The following is a 16,723-nucleotide window of genomic DNA, read 5'->3' as shown; positions in this document are numbered from 1 at the left end:
CGCTATCGGTCCGTGCGAGTCCGCGACGAATCGACCTCCCACAGGTCCGTCCTGCGGGAACTGTGGCATCCCGACAACGCGTCCGACTTGGACGGGAACAACGGGCCGGGCCGTACCCGTTGCCCTCTGGGCGTCCCGGTCACGGGCCGCACCATCAGCGAGGCCCGGCACACGGTCGGTGACGAGAGAGCGGGAGCACGATGACCGAGGCACAGCCCCCCAGTTCCACCGGGCGGCGCGGCCGCCTGCTGACCCTCACCGCGCTGGCCGCCGCCGTCGGCGGCGCCGCGTGGGCGCTGCGCGACCTGCCGGCGGCGTTCGGCGGGCGGCCGGACGGCGAGCGCGAGGAGCGCATCCGCCGCTCCCCGCAGTACCGGGACGGCGTCTTCCACAACGCCCCCTCCGACCTGGCGCGGGCATCCACGCCCGGCGCCGAGACGGTCCGGCGGATGCTGTTCGACCGCGAGGGCCGTACGCCCGCGCTGCCGGTGCCGACCGTACGGCCGCAGCACTCCGGGCGGGCCGCGGAGGGCGTGGAGATCGTCTGGTACGGGCACGCCTCGGTGCTGGTCGAGATCGAGGGCAGCCGGGTGCTGCTGGACCCGATCTGGAGCGACCGCTGCTCGCCGTCGGCGCACATCGGCCCGAAGCGGCTGCACCCGGTGCCGGCGGACCTCGCCGAGCTGCCTCCGGTGGACGCGGTGCTGATCTCGCACGACCACTACGACCACCTCGACATGGCCACCGTGAAGCGGCTGGTGGTGCTGCAGTCGGCGCCGTTCCTGGTGCCGCTCGGCATCGGCAGCCACCTGCGCCGCTGGGGCGTGCCGGAGCACCGGATCATCGAGCTCGACTGGGACGAGACCTGCACCCTCGGCTCGCTGGCGCTCACCCTGACCTCGGCGCACCACTTCTCCGGCCGCGGCACCACCCGCAACACCACGCTGTGGGGCTCGTGGGTGATCGCCGGGCCGAGCCGCAAGGTGTACTACACCGGTGACTCCGGCTACTTCGAGGGCTATGCGCGGATCGGCGAGCAGCACGGCCCGTTCGATGCGGCGCTGGTGCAGATCGGCGCGTACGACGAGGCGTGGGCCGACATCCACATGACCCCGGAGGACGCCGTGCGCGCCCACCGCGAGCTGCGGGCGGAGCTGCTGGTGCCGGTGCACTGGTGCACCTTCAACCTGGGCCTGCACCCGTGGTCGGAGCCGATCGAGCGGCTGCTGGTGGAGGCGAAGGCGCAGGCGGTGCCGCTGGTGGTGCCGCGGCCGGGCGAGCGGGTCGACGTCGACCAGCCGCAGGAGCTCGACGGCTGGTGGGAGACGATCGCCTGACGGGCCGTCCGTCCGGGTGCCGTGCGCGGGGGCGCGCGCGGCGCCGCAGGTGACACGCCGCGGTAAATCGGCTGGCCCCAAAAGCGCTCGACGGGCCATGATGCGGTGCGGGAGCCCCTTGTGCCGGGGCTCCCGCCCGACCCTCGTCCGTTCGACCCAGGGAGCCCGATGCCGCCCACATCCCGCGCCGTCGACCCGCTGTTCCTCGGCTATCCGCTGCACGCCCTCGCCGACGCCGCCCTCGGCCGGGCCCGCGAACTCGGCGCCGCACACGCCGACTTCCGGCTGGAGCGGGTGCGCAGTGCCGCCTGGCGGCTGCGCGACGCCCGCCCCTCGGGCACCTCGGACTCGGTGCAGCTCGGCTTCGCCGTCCGGGTGCTGCTGGACGGCGCCTGGGGCTTCGCCGCCGGGGTCGACCTCACCCCCGACGCGGCGGCCCGGGTCGCCGAGCAGGCCGTGGCGGTGGCCCGGCTGTCCGGCGGGATCAGCCGCGCGGCGGGCTCCGAGGACGTGGTGGAGCTGGCCGAGGAGCCCGTCCACGCGGACGCGGTGTGGGTGTCCTCGTACGAGGTCAACCCGTTCGAGGTGCCGGACGCGGAGAAGACCGCGCTGCTCGCCGAGTGGAGCAGCCGACTGCTGGCCGCCGAGGGCGTCTCGCACGTCACGGCGGCTCTGCTGACCGTCCAGGAGAACAAGTTCTACGCGGACACCGCGGGCACCGTCACCACCCAGCAGCGGATCCGGCTGCACCCCTCGCTGGAGGCCACCTCGGTCGACGAGCGCACCGGCGCCTTCGACTCGATGCGCACCCTGGCGCCGCCGGCCGGCCGCGGCTTCGAGTACCTGCGCGGCACCGGCTGGGACTGGGACGCCGAACTCGCCGAACTGCCGGTGCTGCTGGCCGAGAAGATGAAGGCGCCGAGCGTCGAGGCTGGCCGCTACGACCTGGTGGTCGACCCGTCCAACCTGTGGCTGACCATCCACGAGTCGATCGGCCACGCCACCGAGCTGGACCGCGCGCTCGGCTACGAGGCCGCCTACGCCGGCACCTCCTTCGCCACCTTCGACAAGCTCGGCACGCTGAAGTACGGCTCCGAGCTGATGCACGTCACCGGCGACCGCACCGCCGAGCACGGCCTCGCCACCACCGGCTACGACGACGAGGGCGTCGCCACCCAGTCCTGGGACCTCGTCAAGGACGGCGTCCTGGTGGGCTACCAGCTGGACCGGGCGATGGCCCGTCTCAAGGGCCTCGGCCGCTCCAACGGCTGCGCCTTCGCCGACTCCCCCGCGCACGTCCCGGTGCAGCGGATGGCGAACGTCTCGCTGCAGCCCGCGGCCGGCGGCCCCGACACCGAAGGACTGATCTCCCAGGTGGAGAACGGCCTGTACATCGTCGGCGACCGCTCCTGGTCGATCGACATGCAGCGCTACAACTTCCAGTTCACCGGCCAGCGCGCCTACGCGATCAGGAACGGCCGCCTCGCCGGGCAGGTCAAGGACTTCGCCTACCAGGCGACCACCACCGACTTCTGGGGCTCGATGAGCGCCGTCGGCGGCCCGCAGACGTACGTGCTCGGCGGTGCCTTCAACTGCGGCAAGGCCCAGCCGGGCCAGGTCGCGGCGGTCAGCCACGGCTGCCCGTCCGCGCTGTTCCGCAACGTCAACGTGCTCAACACCCAGCAGGAGGCCGGTCACTGATGAACGCCGTCAAGCCCCACGAGCTGGTCGAGCGCGCCCTGGAACTCTCCCGGGCGGACGGCTGCGTCGTCATCGCCGACGAGGACTCCACCGCCAACCTCCGCTGGGCCGGCAACGGCCTCACCACCAACGGCGTCACCCGCGGCCGCCGCCTCACCGTGATCGCCACCGTGGACGGCGCCGAGGGCACCGCCTCCGGCGTGGTCTCCCGCGAGGCCGTCACCCCCGACGAGATCGAGTCGCTGGTGCGCGCCGCCGAGGCCGCCGCCCGCGACGCCGGGCCCGCCGAGGACGCCCAGCCGCTGATCCCGTCCCGCCCGGCCTCGGCCGGCTTCACCGCGCCGCCCGCGGAGACCTCCGCCGAGGTGTTCGCGGCCTTCGCCCCGGCCCTCGGCGAGGCCTTCGCCCGGGCCCGCAAGAACGGCGAACTGCTGTACGGCTTCGCCCGGCACGAGGTGACCAGCAGCTACCTCGGCACCTCCACCGGCCTGCGGCTGCGGCACGACCAGCCCACCGGCACGGTCGAACTGAACGCCAAGACCGCCGACCTCACCGGCTCCGCCTGGGCCGGCGCGGCCACCCGCGACTTCACCGACATCGACGTCACCGAGCTGCACACCGGGCTGACCCGGCGGCTCGGCTGGGGCCGCAAGCGGATCGACCTGCCGGCCGGCCGCTACGAGACGCTGCTCCCGCCGTCCGCCGTCGCCGACCTGCTGGTCTACCTCAGCTGGTCGTCCGGCGGTCGTGACGCCTTCGAGGGCCGCACCGTCTTCTCCAAGGCCGGCGGCGGCACCCGGATCGGCGAGCGGCTCAGCCCGCTGCCGCTGACCCTGCGCTCCGACCCGGCCGAACCGGGCATCGAGGCCGCGCCGTTCGTCCTCGCCCACTCCTCGGGCGACAACGACTCGGTGTTCGACAACGGCCACCCGCTCACCGCCACCGACTGGATCCGCGACGGCGAGCTGGTCAACCTGCTCACCACCCGGCACTCGGCCGGCCTCACCGGCCTGCCGCTGCAGCCGCCGGTGGACAACCTCGTCCTGGAGACGGCCGACCAGGCGTCGGCGCCGACCATGGAGGAGATGATCGCCCGCACCGAGCGCGGCCTGCTGCTGACCTGCCTCTGGTACATCCGCGAGGTCGACCCGGCGACGCTGCTGCTCACCGGCCTCACCCGGGACGGCGTGTACCTGGTGGAGAACGGCGAGGTGGTCGGCGCGGTGAACAACTTCCGGTTCAACGAGTCGCCGGTCGACATCCTCGGACGGATCACCGAGGTCGGCCGCACCGAGCGCTGCCTGCCCCGCGAGTGGGGCGACTGGTTCACCCGTGCGGCGATGCCGCCGGTGCGGGTGTCCGACTTCAACATGAGTTCGGTCAGCCAGGCCTCGTAAGGGCCGGGCGGACGGGGGAGGTACGCCTTGATGGACGAGAAGCAGACGGTCAGGGTCTCCAAGCGGCTGTCCCGCATCCTGCGGCACGACCCGGCCTCGGTCGGGATCGACCTGGACGGGGCCGGCTGGGTGCGCGTCGACACCCTGCTGGCCGCGCTGGCCCGGCACGGCCGCGCGGTCAGCCGGGCCGAGCTGGACCACGTCGTGGAGACCAACAACAAGCGCCGGTTCGCCTTCTCCGAGGACGGCCTCTCCATCCGCGCCAGCCAGGGCCACACGGTCGACATCGACCTGGGCCTGCCGCCCAGCGACCCGCCCGCGGTGCTGTACCACGGCACCACCGGGCGGGTCATGGAGGCGATCTTCCGCGAAGGGCTGCGGCCGATGGCGCGCCGGGACGTCCACCTCTCCGCGGACACCGAGACGGCCGTCCGGGTCGGTTCCCGGCACGGCCGCCCGGTCGTCCTGGTGGTGGACGCCGGGGCGATGGCCCGGGACGGCCACGAGTTCCGGGTGAGTGCGAACGGCGTCTGGCTCACCGACGCCGTTCCGCCCGCGTACCTGCGAAAAGCCTGAGCCCGGCTGGCGACAGGGAGCGCGGGTGAAGGAGCGGGTCGAGAGCCGAGTTCGGGCGTGCATCGTGAGGAGAGCGCAGCGGCGCTGCGCGCGACGAGGGATGTGCGGCCGGGCGAGAGCTATCGGCGCGCGACGCCGCGCTCCCTGTCGCCAGCCGGGCCAAGCCCCGAGCGCCCTGTGACGGCCGGCACGGCGTACCGTGAAGGGGCCGCATCCACGGGGGCGCGGTGACGGACTAAGGCGGTAGTGATGGCGAAGAGCACCGGCAACGGGCAGGTCTTCCGGATCACCGGGGCGCGCAGCAGCCTCACGGAGGACGTGCGGGGCCGCCAGCGGCGGTACGTGATCTCGATGCTGGTCCGCACGGTGTGCGTGCTGCTGGCGGTGGTGCTCTGGGATCTCCAGCGGGTCCTGGCGTTCATCGCGCTGGCCGGCGCCGTGCTGCTGCCGTACTTCGCGGTGATCATCGCCAACGCCGGCCGCGAGCGCGCACCGGGCCTGCCGAGCACCTTCGCGGTGCCGCCGGAGACCCCGCTGATGCTGGGCCCCGGCGGGACGGGCGGCGGCGGGCGCCCCGCCGAGGGCGCCGGCGCGGGCCCGCACTCCGGGCCGGACGGCGCCGGGGATCCCGCGTCCGACTGAGACGCACACGGACCAATTGCCCGACTCGTCCGGTTCTGCTGCCTTATGCCCGGCAGAAACCTCAGCAGAGGCTCAGATTAATCATGAAAGGCCTAGCCACGCGGGGGTTGTGGCGTGACATACTGCGTACGCGCTCCGCATCCCCCGTCGGAGCGACAGACCGACGCCGGGCGGCTCCCCCCGTGGCTGCCCGGCGTCGTCATGCCCGCGTACGGGCGGTGGCCCCGCAGGTGCAAGACTGGCCGTGACATCCCCGGCAGCACCCCACAGGACGGCCCACCATGGACACCCCCTCGTTCGGACTCTTCGGCGCCGCGGAAGGCCCGGACGGTGCAGCGGTCTGCTCCGCGAAGGGCTGCCGCGAGGCCGCCGGCTGGGTGCTGGTGTGGAACAACCCCAAGCTGCACACGCCCGACCGCCGCAAGACCTGGCTCGCCTGCGACGACCACCGCGAGCACCTGTCCCAGTTCCTGGGCGTCCGGGGCTTCCTGAAGGAAGTCGTCCCCTTCGCGGACTTCAAGGGCTAGCGGGCTTCCGCCCGAGGCACGGGCGGAGGACCGCTTCAGCCGCCGATGGCGGACATGGGGCGGTCGGGCTGGTGGAAGGTGGGGTCGTCGATGCCGGCGCCGGCCTTCTTGCCCCACATGGCCTTGCGCCAGAGTTCGCCGATCTCCTCGTCGTCGGCGCCCGCCCGCATCGCCTCCCGCAGGTCGGTCTCGTCGGTGGCGAACAGGCAGTTGCGGACCTGGCCGTCGGCGGTGAGCCGGGTCCGGTCGCAGGCCCGGCAGAACGGGCGGGTCACCGAGGCGATCACGCCGACCCGGGCGGGGCCGCCGTCGACCAGCCAGCGTTCGGCGGGGGCGGCGCCACGGGCCGCGGTCGGCTCCGGGGTGAGCTCGAAGCGGGCCCGCAGCAGGGTGAGGATCTCCTCCGCGGTGACCATCTGCGAGCGGTCCCAGCCGTGCTGGGCGTCCAACGGCATCTGCTCGATGAACCGCAGCTCGTAGCCGTGCTCGATGCACCAGGCGAGCAGGTCGGCGGCCTCGTGGTCGTTGACGCCCCGCATCAGGACGGCGTTGAGCTTGACCGGGCTGAGCCCGGCGGCCTCGGCGGCGGCCAGCCCGGCCAGCACGTCGTGGTGGCGGCGGCGCCGGGTGAGGGTGTGGAAGGTGTCCTCGTCGAGGGTGTCCAGCGAGACGTTGACCCGGTCCAGGCCGGCCTGCTTGAGGGCGGCGGCGGTGCGGGCGAGGCCGATCCCGTTGGTGGTGAGGGAGAGTTCGGGGCGCGGCTCGAGTTCGGCGCAGGCGGCGACGATCCCGACCAGGCCGGGGCGCAGCAGCGGCTCCCCGCCGGTGAAGCGGACCTCCCGCACGCCGAGGTCGCGCACCGCGATGCCGACCAGGCGGACGATCTCCTCGTCGGTGAGCAGCGAGGGCTTGGCCAGCCACTGCAGGCCCTCCTCGGGCATGCAGTAGGTGCAGCGCAGGTTGCAGCGGTCGGTCAGGGACACGCGCAGGTCCACGGCCTGCCGGCCGAAGGTGTCGAGCAGCATCGCGGCCCCCTTCCTGGTGGTCGCCGGGTCGTCCGTGGCACCCGAAAGCCCGCGGGCCCGGCCGCCGTTGCGGGCGGGCCGGGCCAGCTTATCGATCGGGGCGTTACCCGTCCGGGGTACGTCCGCTCAGTGGGCGCCGAGCCCGGTGAGCGATCGCACCTCCAGTTCAGCGTACTTCGCCGGATCGGCGGTCTCCTTGGAGAGCAGAGTGCCGATCCAGCCGGCGAGGAAACCGACCGGGATGGAGACCAGGCCGGGGTTCTCCAGCGGGAACCAGTGGAAGTCGCTGTGCGGGAAGAGCGAGTTCTTGCCGCCGGAGACGACCGGGGAGAACACCACCAGGGTCACCGAGGTGATCAGGCCGGCGTAGACGGAGCTGACCGCGCCGGCCGTGTTGAACCGCTTCCAGAACAGCGAGTACAGCAGGGTGGGCAGGTTGGCGGAGGCGGCCACCGCGAAGGCGAGCGCCACCAGGGCCGCGGCGTTGAGCTTGTCCGCGAAGATCGAGAGCAGGATGGCGATCGCGCCGATGGCCACCGCGGCCAGCTTGGCGGAGCGGACCTCCTCCTTCTCGCTCGCCTTCCCCCGCCGGATCACGTTGGCCCACAGGTCGTGGGCGAAGGAGGCCGAGGAGGCCAGGGTGAGGCCGGCGACCACGGCGAGGATGGTGGCGAAGGCGACCGCCGAGATCACCGCCAGCAGGATGGCGCCGCCGGTGGATCCGGCGCCGCCGCCGAGTTCCTCGGCGAGCAGCGGGGCCGCGGTGTTGCCGGCCGCGTTGGAGGCCTTGATGGCCTTGGGCCCGACCAGGGCGGCGGCGCCGAAGCCGAGCGCCAGGGTCATCAGGTAGAAGCCGCCGATGATGCCGATCGCCCAGAGCACCGACTTCCGGGCGGCCTTGGCGGTGGGCACGGTGTAGAAGCGGACGAGGATGTGCGGCAGGCCGGCGGTGCCGAGGACGAGGGCGAGGCCCAGGCTGAGGAAGTCCAGTTTGGTGGTGCCGGTGATGCCGTACTTGAGGCCCGGTTCGAGGAAGGCGGCGCCCTTGCCGCTGGCCTCGGAGGCGGCGCCGAGCAGGCTGGAGAGGTTGAAGTGGTACTTGGCCAGCACCAGGACGGTCATCAGGGCGGTGCCGGCGATCAGCAGCACGGCCTTGACGATCTGCACCCAGGTGGTGCCCTTCATGCCGCCGACGGCGACGTAGATCACCATCAGGGCGCCGACCGCGACGATCGTCCAGCGCTTGGCGCCGTCGCCGCTGACCCCGAGCAGCAGGGCGACCAGCGAGCCCGCGCCGACCATCTGGGCCAGCAGGTAGAAGATCGAGACGATGATGGTGGAGACGCCGGCGGCGGTGCGCACCGGGCGCTGGCGCATCCGGAAGGCCAGCACGTCGGCCATGGTGTAGCGGCCGGAGTTGCGCAGCGGCTCGGCGACCAGAAGCAGGGCGACCAGCCAGGCCACCAGGAAGCCGATGGAGTAGAGGAAGCCGTCGTAGCCGAAGAGCGCGATGGCGCCGGCGATGCCGAGGAAGGACGCGGCGGACATGTAGTCGCCGGAGATCGCGAGGCCGTTCTGGAAGCCGGTGAAGCCGCGGCCGCCGGCGTAGAAGTCGGCGGCGTCCTTGGTCTGCCGGCCGGCCCAGATCGTGATGCCGAGGGTGGCCACCACGAACAGGCCGAACAGGGTCATGGTGAGGCCGCGGTGGTCGCTCGCGGCGCTGGCGAGGTGGTTCATTCGGCGGCCTCCCGGGGGACGTGGACGGCGGCTGCGGCGCGGCTGTCGCGGATCGCCTCGGCGGGCGGGTCGAGGCGGCGGTCCGCGTAGCGGGCGTACCAGGCGGCGATGGCGAAGGTGGACGCGAACTGCAGCAGGCCGAGCACCAGCGCGGTGTTGATGTGGCCGACGACCTTGGCGGCCATGAACGCGGGCGCGTAGCTCGACAGCAGGACGTACAGCAGGTACCAGAGGATGAAGCCGATGGTGACCGGGAAGGCGAAGCTCCGGAAGGCGGACCGCAGGCCGCGGAACTCCGCGCTCTCCTCGATCCGTTGCACGTCTGCGGCGGCGGCCTCGGCGGCCGGTGGGGTGTCCACGCGGTATCTCCTGACGTCGGCGGTGCGCGGGTGGATCACTGAGGTGTGAGAGGCATCACAGGCACGGTGCGGCTGCATGCTAGATCCACCGCACCGCGCGCGACAGCGTCCGCGCACGATCGGACTCGAGCTGTCCCCGATCTGGCCGAAAACCGTCAGGAAACGGCGGCGGGGCGGCACCGGATGTGCGGTGCCGCCCCGCGGGGCCGGACGGTGACGGCCCGTCAGGAAAGTCAGAAGGTGATGCGGACCTTGAGGGCCGAGCGGTCGTGCATCGCGCGGTAGCCGTCCGGGACGCCGTCGAGGCCGACCGTGCGGTCGAAGACCAGACCCGGGTCGATGGCGCCGGAGAGCACGTCCGGGAGCAGCTCGGGGATGTAGGCGCGGGCGGGGGCGACGCCGCCGCCGAGCGCGACGTTCCGGCCGAACATCTGGGCGATGTCGACGCCGGCGCTGCCGCCGTGCGGCACGCCCACGTAGCCGACCGCGCCGCCGTCGCGGGCGATGGAGATCGCGGTGCGCATCGACTCCTCGGTGCCGACGGCCTCCAGGACGGCGTGCGCGCCCTGACCGCCGGTCAGCTCCTTGACCGCCTCGATCGCGGCCTCGCCGCGCTCGGCGACCACGTCGGTGGCGCCGAAGCTGCGGGCGATGGCGGTGCGCTGCTCGTGGCGGCCCAGTGCGATGATCCGGCCGGCGCCGAGCCGCTGCGCGGCGAGCACGCCGCACAGGCCGACCGCGCCGTCGCCGACCACGGCGACCGTGGCGCCGGGACGGACCTTCGCCGCGACCGCGGCGTGGTGGCCGGTGCTCATCACGTCGGACAGCGCGAGCAGGCCGGGCAGCAGCTTCTCCTCGCCGGCCGCCTCCTTGGGCAGCTGGACCAGGGTGCCGTCGGCGAACGGCACGCGGACGGCCTCGCCCTGGCCGCCGTCGGAGCCGACCTCGCCCCAGAAGCCGCCCTCCGGGCAGGAGGTGTGCAGGCCCTCGCGGCAGTAGTCGCAGGTGCCGTCGGACCAGACGAACGGGGCCACCACGAAGTCGCCCGGCCGGAAGCCGCGCACCTCGGAGCCGACCTCCTCGACGATGCCCAGGAACTCGTGGCCGATCCGCTGCCCGGCCGTCCTGGCCGCCACGCCCCGGTACGCCCACAGGTCGCTGCCGCAGATGCAGGCGTTGACGACCCGCACCACGGCATCGGTCGGCCGCCGGACCACCGGGTCGGGCACCTCCTCGATCCGGATGTCGTTGGGGCCGTGGATCACGGTGGCGCGCATGGGGATTCCTTACGGGTGGGGGTCGGCCGTCGGGGATGCTGACGGCCCGCGGAGGGCCGCGAGGATGTACGACCACTCCGACGACCACTCTATTCCGGCCGGGTCGGGCCCACCGCCCGCTGCCGATCGGCCCGGTTCCGCAGCGGTCGGCTCGAGAGCCATGGCGTCGCGACGCCGCCCCCCAGGTGCCGGTCGGCCTTAGAGTGGTTCACCATGCATGCGATCCAGTCCCCGCGGGACGGCCTGGCCGCGTCCGCGTCCCTGCCGGCGCCGCGCCCCGCCGCCGAGGCCGACACCGGCTTCGCCGTCGTCGACGTCGAGACCACCGGGCTCGGCCGCACCGACCGGGTCGTCTCGGCGGGCGTGTACCAGCTGGACGCGCAGGGCGAGGTGACGGGGCACTGGTACACGCTGGTCAACCCGCTGCGCGACCCGGGGCCGGTGTGGATCCACGGACTGACCGCCGACATGCTCGCGGACGCGCCGACCTTCCCCGAGATCGCCGGGGAACTGGCCGACCGGCTCCGCGGCCGGGTGATGGTCGCGCACAACGCGCTCTTCGACTGGAACATGATCTCCCGCGAGTTCTCCCGCGCCGGGCTGCGCGCCCCCGTGGAGCAGCGGGTGTGCACCATGGTGCTCTCCCGCGACCTGGGCCTGCCGCTGCCCAACGGCAAGCTGGCCTCGCTGGCCGCGCACTTCGGCGTGCAACAGCAGCAGGCGCACAACGCGCTGGACGACGCCCGGGTGCTCGCCGAGGCGTTCCGGCCGAGCCTGCAGCTGGCCCGGGAGTTCGGGGTGCCGCTGCCGCTGACCTCCTGCGTGGCCGTCACCGATCTCGGCGAGGACTCCCCGGCGCGCGGCTCCTGGTCCTCCTCGTACCGGCCGAGCCGCAAGCGGCCGCCGTGCCCGTACCCGAACCCGGGGCGCTGGCGGGACGGCACGCCGCTGATGCAGGGCATGCGGGTGGCGATCACCGGCGACACCGCCACCGAGCGGGAGCTGCTGGAGGACCGCGCGATCGAGGCCGGCCTGCACATCGCGACCTCCGTGAGCCGTCTCACGTCGCTGCTGGTCACCAACGAGCCGGACAGCTGGAGCGGGAAGGCCCGCAAGGCCCGGGAGCACGGCACGCCGGTCGTCGGCGAGGACGCCTTCCTCCAGCTGCTGCGGGAGGTCGCACCCCACCCCGGTGTCCGCTCCACGGATCAGTAGGGCGTAGCGTGCCGGGTGTGTACCGATTTCTGCTGTCCCGGCGCTGGGCGGTCAGCGCGCTGATCGTACTGCTGCTGATCCCCGTCATGGTGCGGCTGGGGTTCTGGCAGCTGCACCGGCACGAGGCCCGTGTCGCCCGCAACGAGCTGATCGGCCGCAGCCTGAAGGCGGCACCGGTCGCCTTCGACTCGCTGTCCTCCCCGGGCTCCGCCGTGCCGGGCGACCTGACCTGGCGCACGGTGACGGCGACCGGCACCTACGACGCGGCGCACGAGTTCGTGATCCGCGGCCGCACCGAGCCGGGCGGCAGCAGCATCGGGTACTTCGTGGTGACACCGCTGAAGCTGGCCGACGGCCACGGCTCGGTGCTGGTCAACCGGGGCTGGGTGGAGCCCGGTTCGGACGCCACCAGCTACCCGGCCGTCCCGGCGCCGCCGAGCGGCGAGGTGACGGTCACCGGCCGGCTGCGGGCCGACGAGACCACCGCCAGCAGCGGCATCCGCGACCGCGGCGGGCTGCCCGACCGCCAGTACAAGCTCATCAACAGCAGCCAGCAGGCGAAGGCGACCGGCGCCACCGTGCTCGGCGGCTACCTGGAGCTGGTGTCCTCCACCCCGGCCGCCGGCAGCGCCCCCGTCCTGCTGGCCGAGCCGAACCACTCCGACATCGGCCCGCACATGGCGTACGCCGTGCAGTGGTGGCTGTTCGCCGGGCTGCTGCCGGTCGGCCTGGTGATCCTGGCCCGCCGCGAGGCCAAGGAGCAGGCCGCCGAACGGGCCGGAGCACCGGCGGAAGAGCTCGCTCCGGCATAGCCACCGGGGCGTGTGCCCCGCCCGTCAGTGCTGGGTGTTCCAGAAGCCGATGGCGAGGGCGCCCCACCAGCCGAGCTGGGAGACCAGGGCGGAGAGCGCCCCCCGCAGCAGCAGCCGGCGCCCGGGGCGGCCCCGGTCCTCGGCCTCCAGTCGCTTGGTGAGGGCGGTGGCGTGCACCCCGTTGAGCGCGATCAGCAGCACCAGCAGCAGCTTGACCTGTGTCAGCGGGGAGTCGAGCTGCGGCTCCAGCAGCATGCCGCTGGCGGTCAGGCCGGCCAGGCCCGCCCAGACCGGCACGTGCAGCGGGCCGGTGGACTCCACCACCTGGGCCAGCGTGCGGCGGCCGAGCATCCACAGGGCGCCCATGTAGTCCACGGCGAGGACGGCGCCGAAGCCGATCACCAGCGCCACCAGGTGCACGAAGAGCGCGACGGTGTGCAGCGAGGCGTCGGTCTGCACATGGCCGGCCGTCCAGGCGCTGCCCGCCCAGAGTGCACAGAGCCCCACCGAGACCAGGAGGCAACGGGCGACCGTCCCGGACAGCGGGGCGAGCTCGTCGGACTCAGGCATGGTGGTGCTCCGTGGGGGGGTGGGGGAGGGCGAAAGCGAGGTTAGGTTTTCCTAAGTTCTCCCTGTACGTCAACCCGGCACCGCGAGGTGAGACCCGATCGACGCCCGGAACCCCGACCGGGGAGGATGGGCGCATGGATCTCGGACTTCAGCAGAAGGTGTACGTACTGACCGGCGCCACCCGCGGCCTGGGCCTCGCCTCCGCCCGCGAGCTCGTCGCCGACGGCGCCCGCGTGGTGGTGAGCGGCCGGACCGAGGAGTCGGTGGCCGCCGCGGTGAAGTCGCTCGGCGGCGAGGAGCACGCGTTCGGCGTGGTCGCCGACAACGGCGACCCGGACAGCGCGGACCGGCTGGTCGCGGCGGCCCGCGAGCAGTTCGGCCGCCTGGACGGCGTGCTGGTCAGCGTGGGCGGCCCGACCGCGGGCCCGGTGCTCCGCACCGGGGACGAGGCGTGGCGCGGCGCCTTCGAGTCGGTCTTCCTCGGCGCGCTGCGGATCGCCCGGACGGCCGCGGACGCGCTCGGCGAGGGCGGCGTGATCGGCTTCGTGCTGTCCGGCTCGGTCCGTGAGCCGATCGCCGGCCTCGGCATCTCCAACGGCCTGCGCCCCGGCCTGGCGATGGCCGCCAAGTCGCTGGCCGACGAGCTGGGTCCGCGCGGCATCCGGGTGGTCGGCCTGATGCCGGCCCGGATCGACACCGACCGGGTGCGCGAGCTGGACGCGCTGAGCGGCGACGCGGAGGCCGCCCGGGCGCGGGCGAGCGCGGCGATCCCGCTCGGCCGCTACGGCACCCCCGAGGAGTTCGGCAAGGTCGCCGCCTTCCTCCTCTCCCCCGCCGCCTCCTATCTGACGGGCGTGATGGTGCCGGTCGACGGCGGCGCGCTGCGCGGGCTCTGACGGAGAGTCCGTCCGACCGTGCGTCAGACGACGCGCGGCGGTTTCGGCCCGGCGCCGGGGCGCCGGGCCGTCGCCCGCAGCCGGATCTCGGTCGGCAGTTCGGCGAGTCCGAGGCTGGTCCGGGCGTTCTCCAGCGGGCCCGCGTCGAGGCTCTGCAGTGCCTCGCCCGGATGGGTGCCGGGCAGCAGCCGGACGACGGCGCGCAGCGACAGCCGGTGGGGGCCGCCGGTCGCCCTGACGGTGACCTTGTCGACGCCGGGGAGTTCGACGACCTCGCCCTCCACGGCGTCCTGCAGGGCGCTGTTGCGCATCCGCAGCGCGACCCCGTCGCCACCGGGCACCGGCACGGTGACCGTTCCCGGGCCGACCCGGCGCAGTTGGGCCCAGAGCCAGGCGAGTCCGCCGATCACCACCAGGGCGGGGACGGCGATCGCCACCGGCCACCACCAGTCCTGCCCGGACCAGCGGGCGCGGGAGGCCTCGCTGAGCACCGGCTGGTCCGGCGAGGTGAGCGGCCAGCCGTCCGGCACCGCGATGCCGAGCCTGTCGTAGAGGTCGAACCCGCCGGCGAGCAGCAGCAGTCCGCCCCCGATCAGGACGATCCCGACGACCAGGAGGATCGTCCGGTTCACGGCGGACCTGCTCATCGGGGCTCCTGGGCGAGGCGCCGGTGGCCGTGCCGCCGCTCCTCCGGCGGCCGGGGTCTGAGGGGCTGGATGCGCAGGTCCAGCCGGTACGGCCCGGCGAGCGGGAACTTCGCCAGCTCCTCGCGCAACTCCCGGTCCACCAGGGCCGGTTCGGCGCTTCCGGTGACGGTGGCGACGGCCTTGTGCCGGCCGGCCCGGACGGTGCAGCGCTCGATGCCGGGAATCTCCTGGCCGCGGGCCGCGAGCAGTGCGGCGATGCCGGCACGGTCGATCGCCGCGCCCGGCCGGCGCAGCGCGAGCCAGCGGCGCAGGCCCGGCGCCAGGGCCAGCCAGCAGAGCAGCAGGCCGACCGCGACGGCGCCCGCGGCGATGCCGAGCACCCACGGGTCATCGAGGTGACGGGTCGACAGTTCGTCGGTGAAGTCGGCCCGCCAGCGCCGGGCGGCGTGCCCGGTGGCGACGGCGACGGCGTCGTACAGCGCGGCGCCGGCGAGCACCAGCAGGCAGGTGACCACCGCGCCGGTGACGGCGGTGCGGGGCGCGCGCGGGCGGTGCGGGTGACCGGGCGGCACGGTCGGCGGCCACTCCTCGGGCCCGGCCTCGCCCGGCGGCGCTGCGGCATGCCCGAACTCGGCCTCCAGACCGACCAGTTCCGGCATGACGACGCCGGAGGCGACGAGCTCCGGCGGAATGTCCACGGGCTCGGTCGGCTGCAGCGCGATCGGCTCGGTCGGTTCCTCGGACGGACCGGGCCCGGGTGCGCCCGGCCCGGGTGCGCCGGGCTCCGGTGCGCCGTCCTGCGGGCGGTCCGGGGGCGGCCCGTTCACTGCGCTCCTCCCGTGACGAGCTTCTCCACCTGCAGTGCGACCTCGGAGACCGGTGTGCCGGTGAGCCGGGCGACCTGCACGGCGACCGCGTCCCGGCAGGTGTGCGAGAGGGCGGCGAGGTCCGCCGGGTAGGGGAACTCGAGGTGCAGGGTGATCCGGGCCTTTCCGCCGACCACCAGCACGCGGGCCTTGGGCGCCGCGCCGCGCAGGCCCCGTTCGGCCCAGACCTCGGCGAGCGCCTCGCGGACGGCCTGCTGGGCGAGCCCGGCGTAGACCCGGTCGGCGATCCTGAGCCGCCCCCGCCGGGCCGGAACGGTCACTGCGGCGGCCATCAGCGCCGCCGCTCCCTGCCGCGGAGGAGGTCACCGAGGGCCCCGAGGTCGACGTCGCCCTCCAGCAGCCGCCCGACCACGAAGCCGACCGCGCCGAGGACGGCGACCAGCAGGAAGGCGGCGAAGCCTCCGAAGTACCCGGCGAAGCCCAGGGCCATGCCGGCCACCAGGCCGACCAGGGCCAGGTTCATCCGCTCCTCCTCGTGTGCGGCGGCGGGTGCCGCGTCGGTGCGCTACTGGACCCGGCCGGGCTCCGGCTCCTCGTCCGGCTCGTCCGGCAGGTGGACGTCGTTGACCGCGATGTTGACCTCGACGACCTCCAGGCCGGTCATCCGCTCGACCGAGTCGATGACATTGGCCCTGACCTCGGCGGCGAGCGACGGGATGACCACGCCGTACTCGACGACCAGGGCGATGTCGATGGCGGTCTGCTTCTCGCCGACCTCGGCCTTGACGCCCCGCCCGGCCCCTGAACGGCCGCCGGGGACGCGGTCGCGCACCGCACCGAACGTCCGGGTGAAACCGGAGCCGAGGGCGTGGATGCCGGGGATCTCCCGGGCCGCCATCCCGGCGATCTTCTCGATGACGCCGACGGCCATCGCGGTCCGGCCGCGCTCGGAGGTGAGGGTCGCCTCGTCGGGCGACGACTGGTTCTTCTGCAGGTCGGCGGGGGTCGGGGTCTGCGGCATGGCGGGGTCTCCTGTGTCGTCTCCAGCTATATCGCAAATCAGCCCAACTCTGACATTTCGCCGCACGCCCCGCGCGTCGGGCCCGTCCGGGGGCAGCCGGAAGCACGGAAAGGGCGCGGGGAACCGCGCGCGGCGGAAGAGGCCGAGTTCAGCCGTC

At 73.8% G+C, this 16,723-nt stretch carries 19 protein-coding genes; 9 read left to right on the top strand and 10 right to left on the bottom strand.

The genetic code is table 11. The features are described 5' to 3' along the window. Positions 1 to 200: 200 nt before the first annotated feature. From AB0M03_RS34955 to AB0M03_RS34930, 6 genes are all read left to right on the top strand, one after another. The gene (locus AB0M03_RS34955) at positions 201 to 1,337 is read left to right on the top strand and encodes an MBL fold metallo-hydrolase (protein ID WP_363499482.1); all 1,137 of its coding nucleotides are present in this window, start codon (positions 201 to 203) and stop codon (positions 1,335 to 1,337) included. Positions 1,338 to 1,505: 168 nt separating this feature from the next. Beyond that, positions 1,506 to 3,038, top strand: a complete 1,533-nt coding sequence (locus tag AB0M03_RS34950) for a TldD/PmbA family protein (RefSeq protein ID WP_363499480.1) — start codon at positions 1,506 to 1,508, stop codon at positions 3,036 to 3,038. Continuing rightward, positions 3,038 to 4,435: a metallopeptidase TldD-related protein gene (locus AB0M03_RS34945; RefSeq protein WP_363499478.1), complete on the top strand. Its 1,398-nt coding sequence runs from the start codon at positions 3,038 to 3,040 to the stop codon at positions 4,433 to 4,435. Before AB0M03_RS34950 ends, AB0M03_RS34945 begins: the two co-directional genes overlap by 1 nt. Positions 4,436 to 4,465: 30 nt before the next feature. Continuing rightward, positions 4,466 to 5,011 (top strand): RNA 2'-phosphotransferase, encoded by a 546-nt coding sequence (locus tag AB0M03_RS34940; RefSeq protein WP_363499476.1) that lies wholly within the window; start codon positions 4,466 to 4,468, stop codon positions 5,009 to 5,011. Positions 5,012 to 5,260: 249 nt separating this feature from the next. Beyond that, entirely contained in the window at positions 5,261 to 5,653 is a 393-nt protein-coding gene (locus tag AB0M03_RS34935) for a DUF3099 domain-containing protein (protein ID WP_363499474.1), read from the top strand. A gap of 281 nt (positions 5,654 to 5,934) precedes the next feature. Next, positions 5,935 to 6,180 (top strand): hypothetical protein, encoded by a 246-nt coding sequence (locus AB0M03_RS34930; RefSeq protein ID WP_363499472.1) that lies wholly within the window; start codon positions 5,935 to 5,937, stop codon positions 6,178 to 6,180. A 35-nt stretch (positions 6,181 to 6,215) separates the two neighbouring features. On the opposite strand, the gene moaA is transcribed toward AB0M03_RS34930, so the two are convergent. The 4 genes from moaA to AB0M03_RS34910 all read right to left on the bottom strand — a co-directional run bounded on the left by moaA (position 6,216) and on the right by AB0M03_RS34910 (position 10,578). Continuing rightward, positions 6,216 to 7,205: a GTP 3',8-cyclase MoaA gene (gene moaA, locus AB0M03_RS34925; protein WP_363499470.1), complete on the bottom strand. Its 990-nt coding sequence runs from the start codon at positions 7,203 to 7,205 to the stop codon at positions 6,216 to 6,218. A gap of 126 nt (positions 7,206 to 7,331) precedes the next feature. Continuing rightward, positions 7,332 to 8,942 carry a cation acetate symporter gene (locus AB0M03_RS34920; protein WP_363499468.1) on the bottom strand — a complete coding sequence of 537 codons (1,611 nt, stop codon included), beginning with the start codon at positions 8,940 to 8,942 and terminating at the stop codon, positions 7,332 to 7,334. After that, the gene (locus AB0M03_RS34915) at positions 8,939 to 9,301 is read right to left on the bottom strand and encodes a DUF485 domain-containing protein (protein WP_363499466.1); all 363 of its coding nucleotides are present in this window, start codon (positions 9,299 to 9,301) and stop codon (positions 8,939 to 8,941) included. The genes AB0M03_RS34920 and AB0M03_RS34915 overlap by 4 nt, the downstream gene beginning before the upstream one ends. 233 nt (positions 9,302 to 9,534) lie before the next feature. Next, on the bottom strand, positions 9,535 to 10,578 hold the full coding sequence (locus tag AB0M03_RS34910) for a zinc-dependent alcohol dehydrogenase family protein (protein ID WP_363499464.1): 1,044 nt from the start codon (positions 10,576 to 10,578) through the stop codon (positions 9,535 to 9,537). Between the two features lie 213 nt (positions 10,579 to 10,791). Between AB0M03_RS34910 and AB0M03_RS34905 the strand changes: the two genes are divergently transcribed. Together AB0M03_RS34905 and AB0M03_RS34900 are read left to right on the top strand one after the other, a co-directional pair. Continuing rightward, the gene (locus AB0M03_RS34905) at positions 10,792 to 11,793 is read left to right on the top strand and encodes a DEDDh family exonuclease (protein WP_363499462.1); all 1,002 of its coding nucleotides are present in this window, start codon (positions 10,792 to 10,794) and stop codon (positions 11,791 to 11,793) included. A 17-nt stretch (positions 11,794 to 11,810) separates the two neighbouring features. Next, the gene (locus AB0M03_RS34900) at positions 11,811 to 12,605 is read left to right on the top strand and encodes an SURF1 family protein (protein ID WP_363499460.1); all 795 of its coding nucleotides are present in this window, start codon (positions 11,811 to 11,813) and stop codon (positions 12,603 to 12,605) included. Between the two features lie 24 nt (positions 12,606 to 12,629). Here AB0M03_RS34900 and AB0M03_RS34895 read toward each other — a convergent pair whose 3' ends face one another. Continuing rightward, positions 12,630 to 13,175 (bottom strand): hypothetical protein, encoded by a 546-nt coding sequence (locus tag AB0M03_RS34895; RefSeq protein WP_363499458.1) that lies wholly within the window; start codon positions 13,173 to 13,175, stop codon positions 12,630 to 12,632. A gap of 134 nt (positions 13,176 to 13,309) precedes the next feature. Here AB0M03_RS34895 and AB0M03_RS34890 point away from each other — a divergent pair, with 134 nt between their 5' ends. Further along, a complete protein-coding gene (locus AB0M03_RS34890) occupies positions 13,310 to 14,071 on the top strand; it encodes an SDR family oxidoreductase (protein ID WP_363499456.1) in 762 nt (253 codons plus the stop codon). Positions 14,072 to 14,094: 23 nt separating this feature from the next. On the opposite strand, the gene AB0M03_RS34885 is transcribed toward AB0M03_RS34890, so the two are convergent. The 5 genes from AB0M03_RS34885 to AB0M03_RS34865 are packed head-to-tail and all read right to left on the bottom strand — an operon-like array spanning position 14,095 to position 16,566. Continuing rightward, entirely contained in the window at positions 14,095 to 14,718 is a 624-nt protein-coding gene (locus AB0M03_RS34885) for an alkaline shock response membrane anchor protein AmaP (protein ID WP_363499454.1), read from the bottom strand. Beyond that, complete coding sequence (locus tag AB0M03_RS34880; protein ID WP_363499452.1) at positions 14,715 to 15,545, bottom strand: DUF6286 domain-containing protein; 831 nt, start codon at positions 15,543 to 15,545, stop codon at positions 14,715 to 14,717. The genes AB0M03_RS34885 and AB0M03_RS34880 overlap by 4 nt, the downstream gene beginning before the upstream one ends. Beyond that, positions 15,542 to 15,877, bottom strand: a complete 336-nt coding sequence (locus AB0M03_RS34875; protein ID WP_363499450.1) for a hypothetical protein — start codon at positions 15,875 to 15,877, stop codon at positions 15,542 to 15,544. The genes AB0M03_RS34880 and AB0M03_RS34875 overlap by 4 nt, the downstream gene beginning before the upstream one ends. Then, on the bottom strand, positions 15,877 to 16,068 hold the full coding sequence (locus AB0M03_RS34870) for a hypothetical protein (protein ID WP_363499448.1): 192 nt from the start codon (positions 16,066 to 16,068) through the stop codon (positions 15,877 to 15,879). The genes AB0M03_RS34875 and AB0M03_RS34870 overlap by 1 nt, the downstream gene beginning before the upstream one ends. A gap of 42 nt (positions 16,069 to 16,110) precedes the next feature. Next, positions 16,111 to 16,566, bottom strand: a complete 456-nt coding sequence (locus tag AB0M03_RS34865; RefSeq protein ID WP_363499446.1) for an Asp23/Gls24 family envelope stress response protein — start codon at positions 16,564 to 16,566, stop codon at positions 16,111 to 16,113. Between the last annotated feature and the right edge of the window lie 157 nt (positions 16,567 to 16,723).

Origin of the sequence: Kitasatospora sp. NPDC051914, from assembly GCF_040680995.1 — a bacterium.
Lineage (GTDB): Bacteria > Actinomycetota > Actinomycetes > Streptomycetales > Streptomycetaceae > Kitasatospora.
Note: the sequence above shows the minus strand (reverse complement) of the source record. Positions and strands in the feature narration are given on the sequence as shown.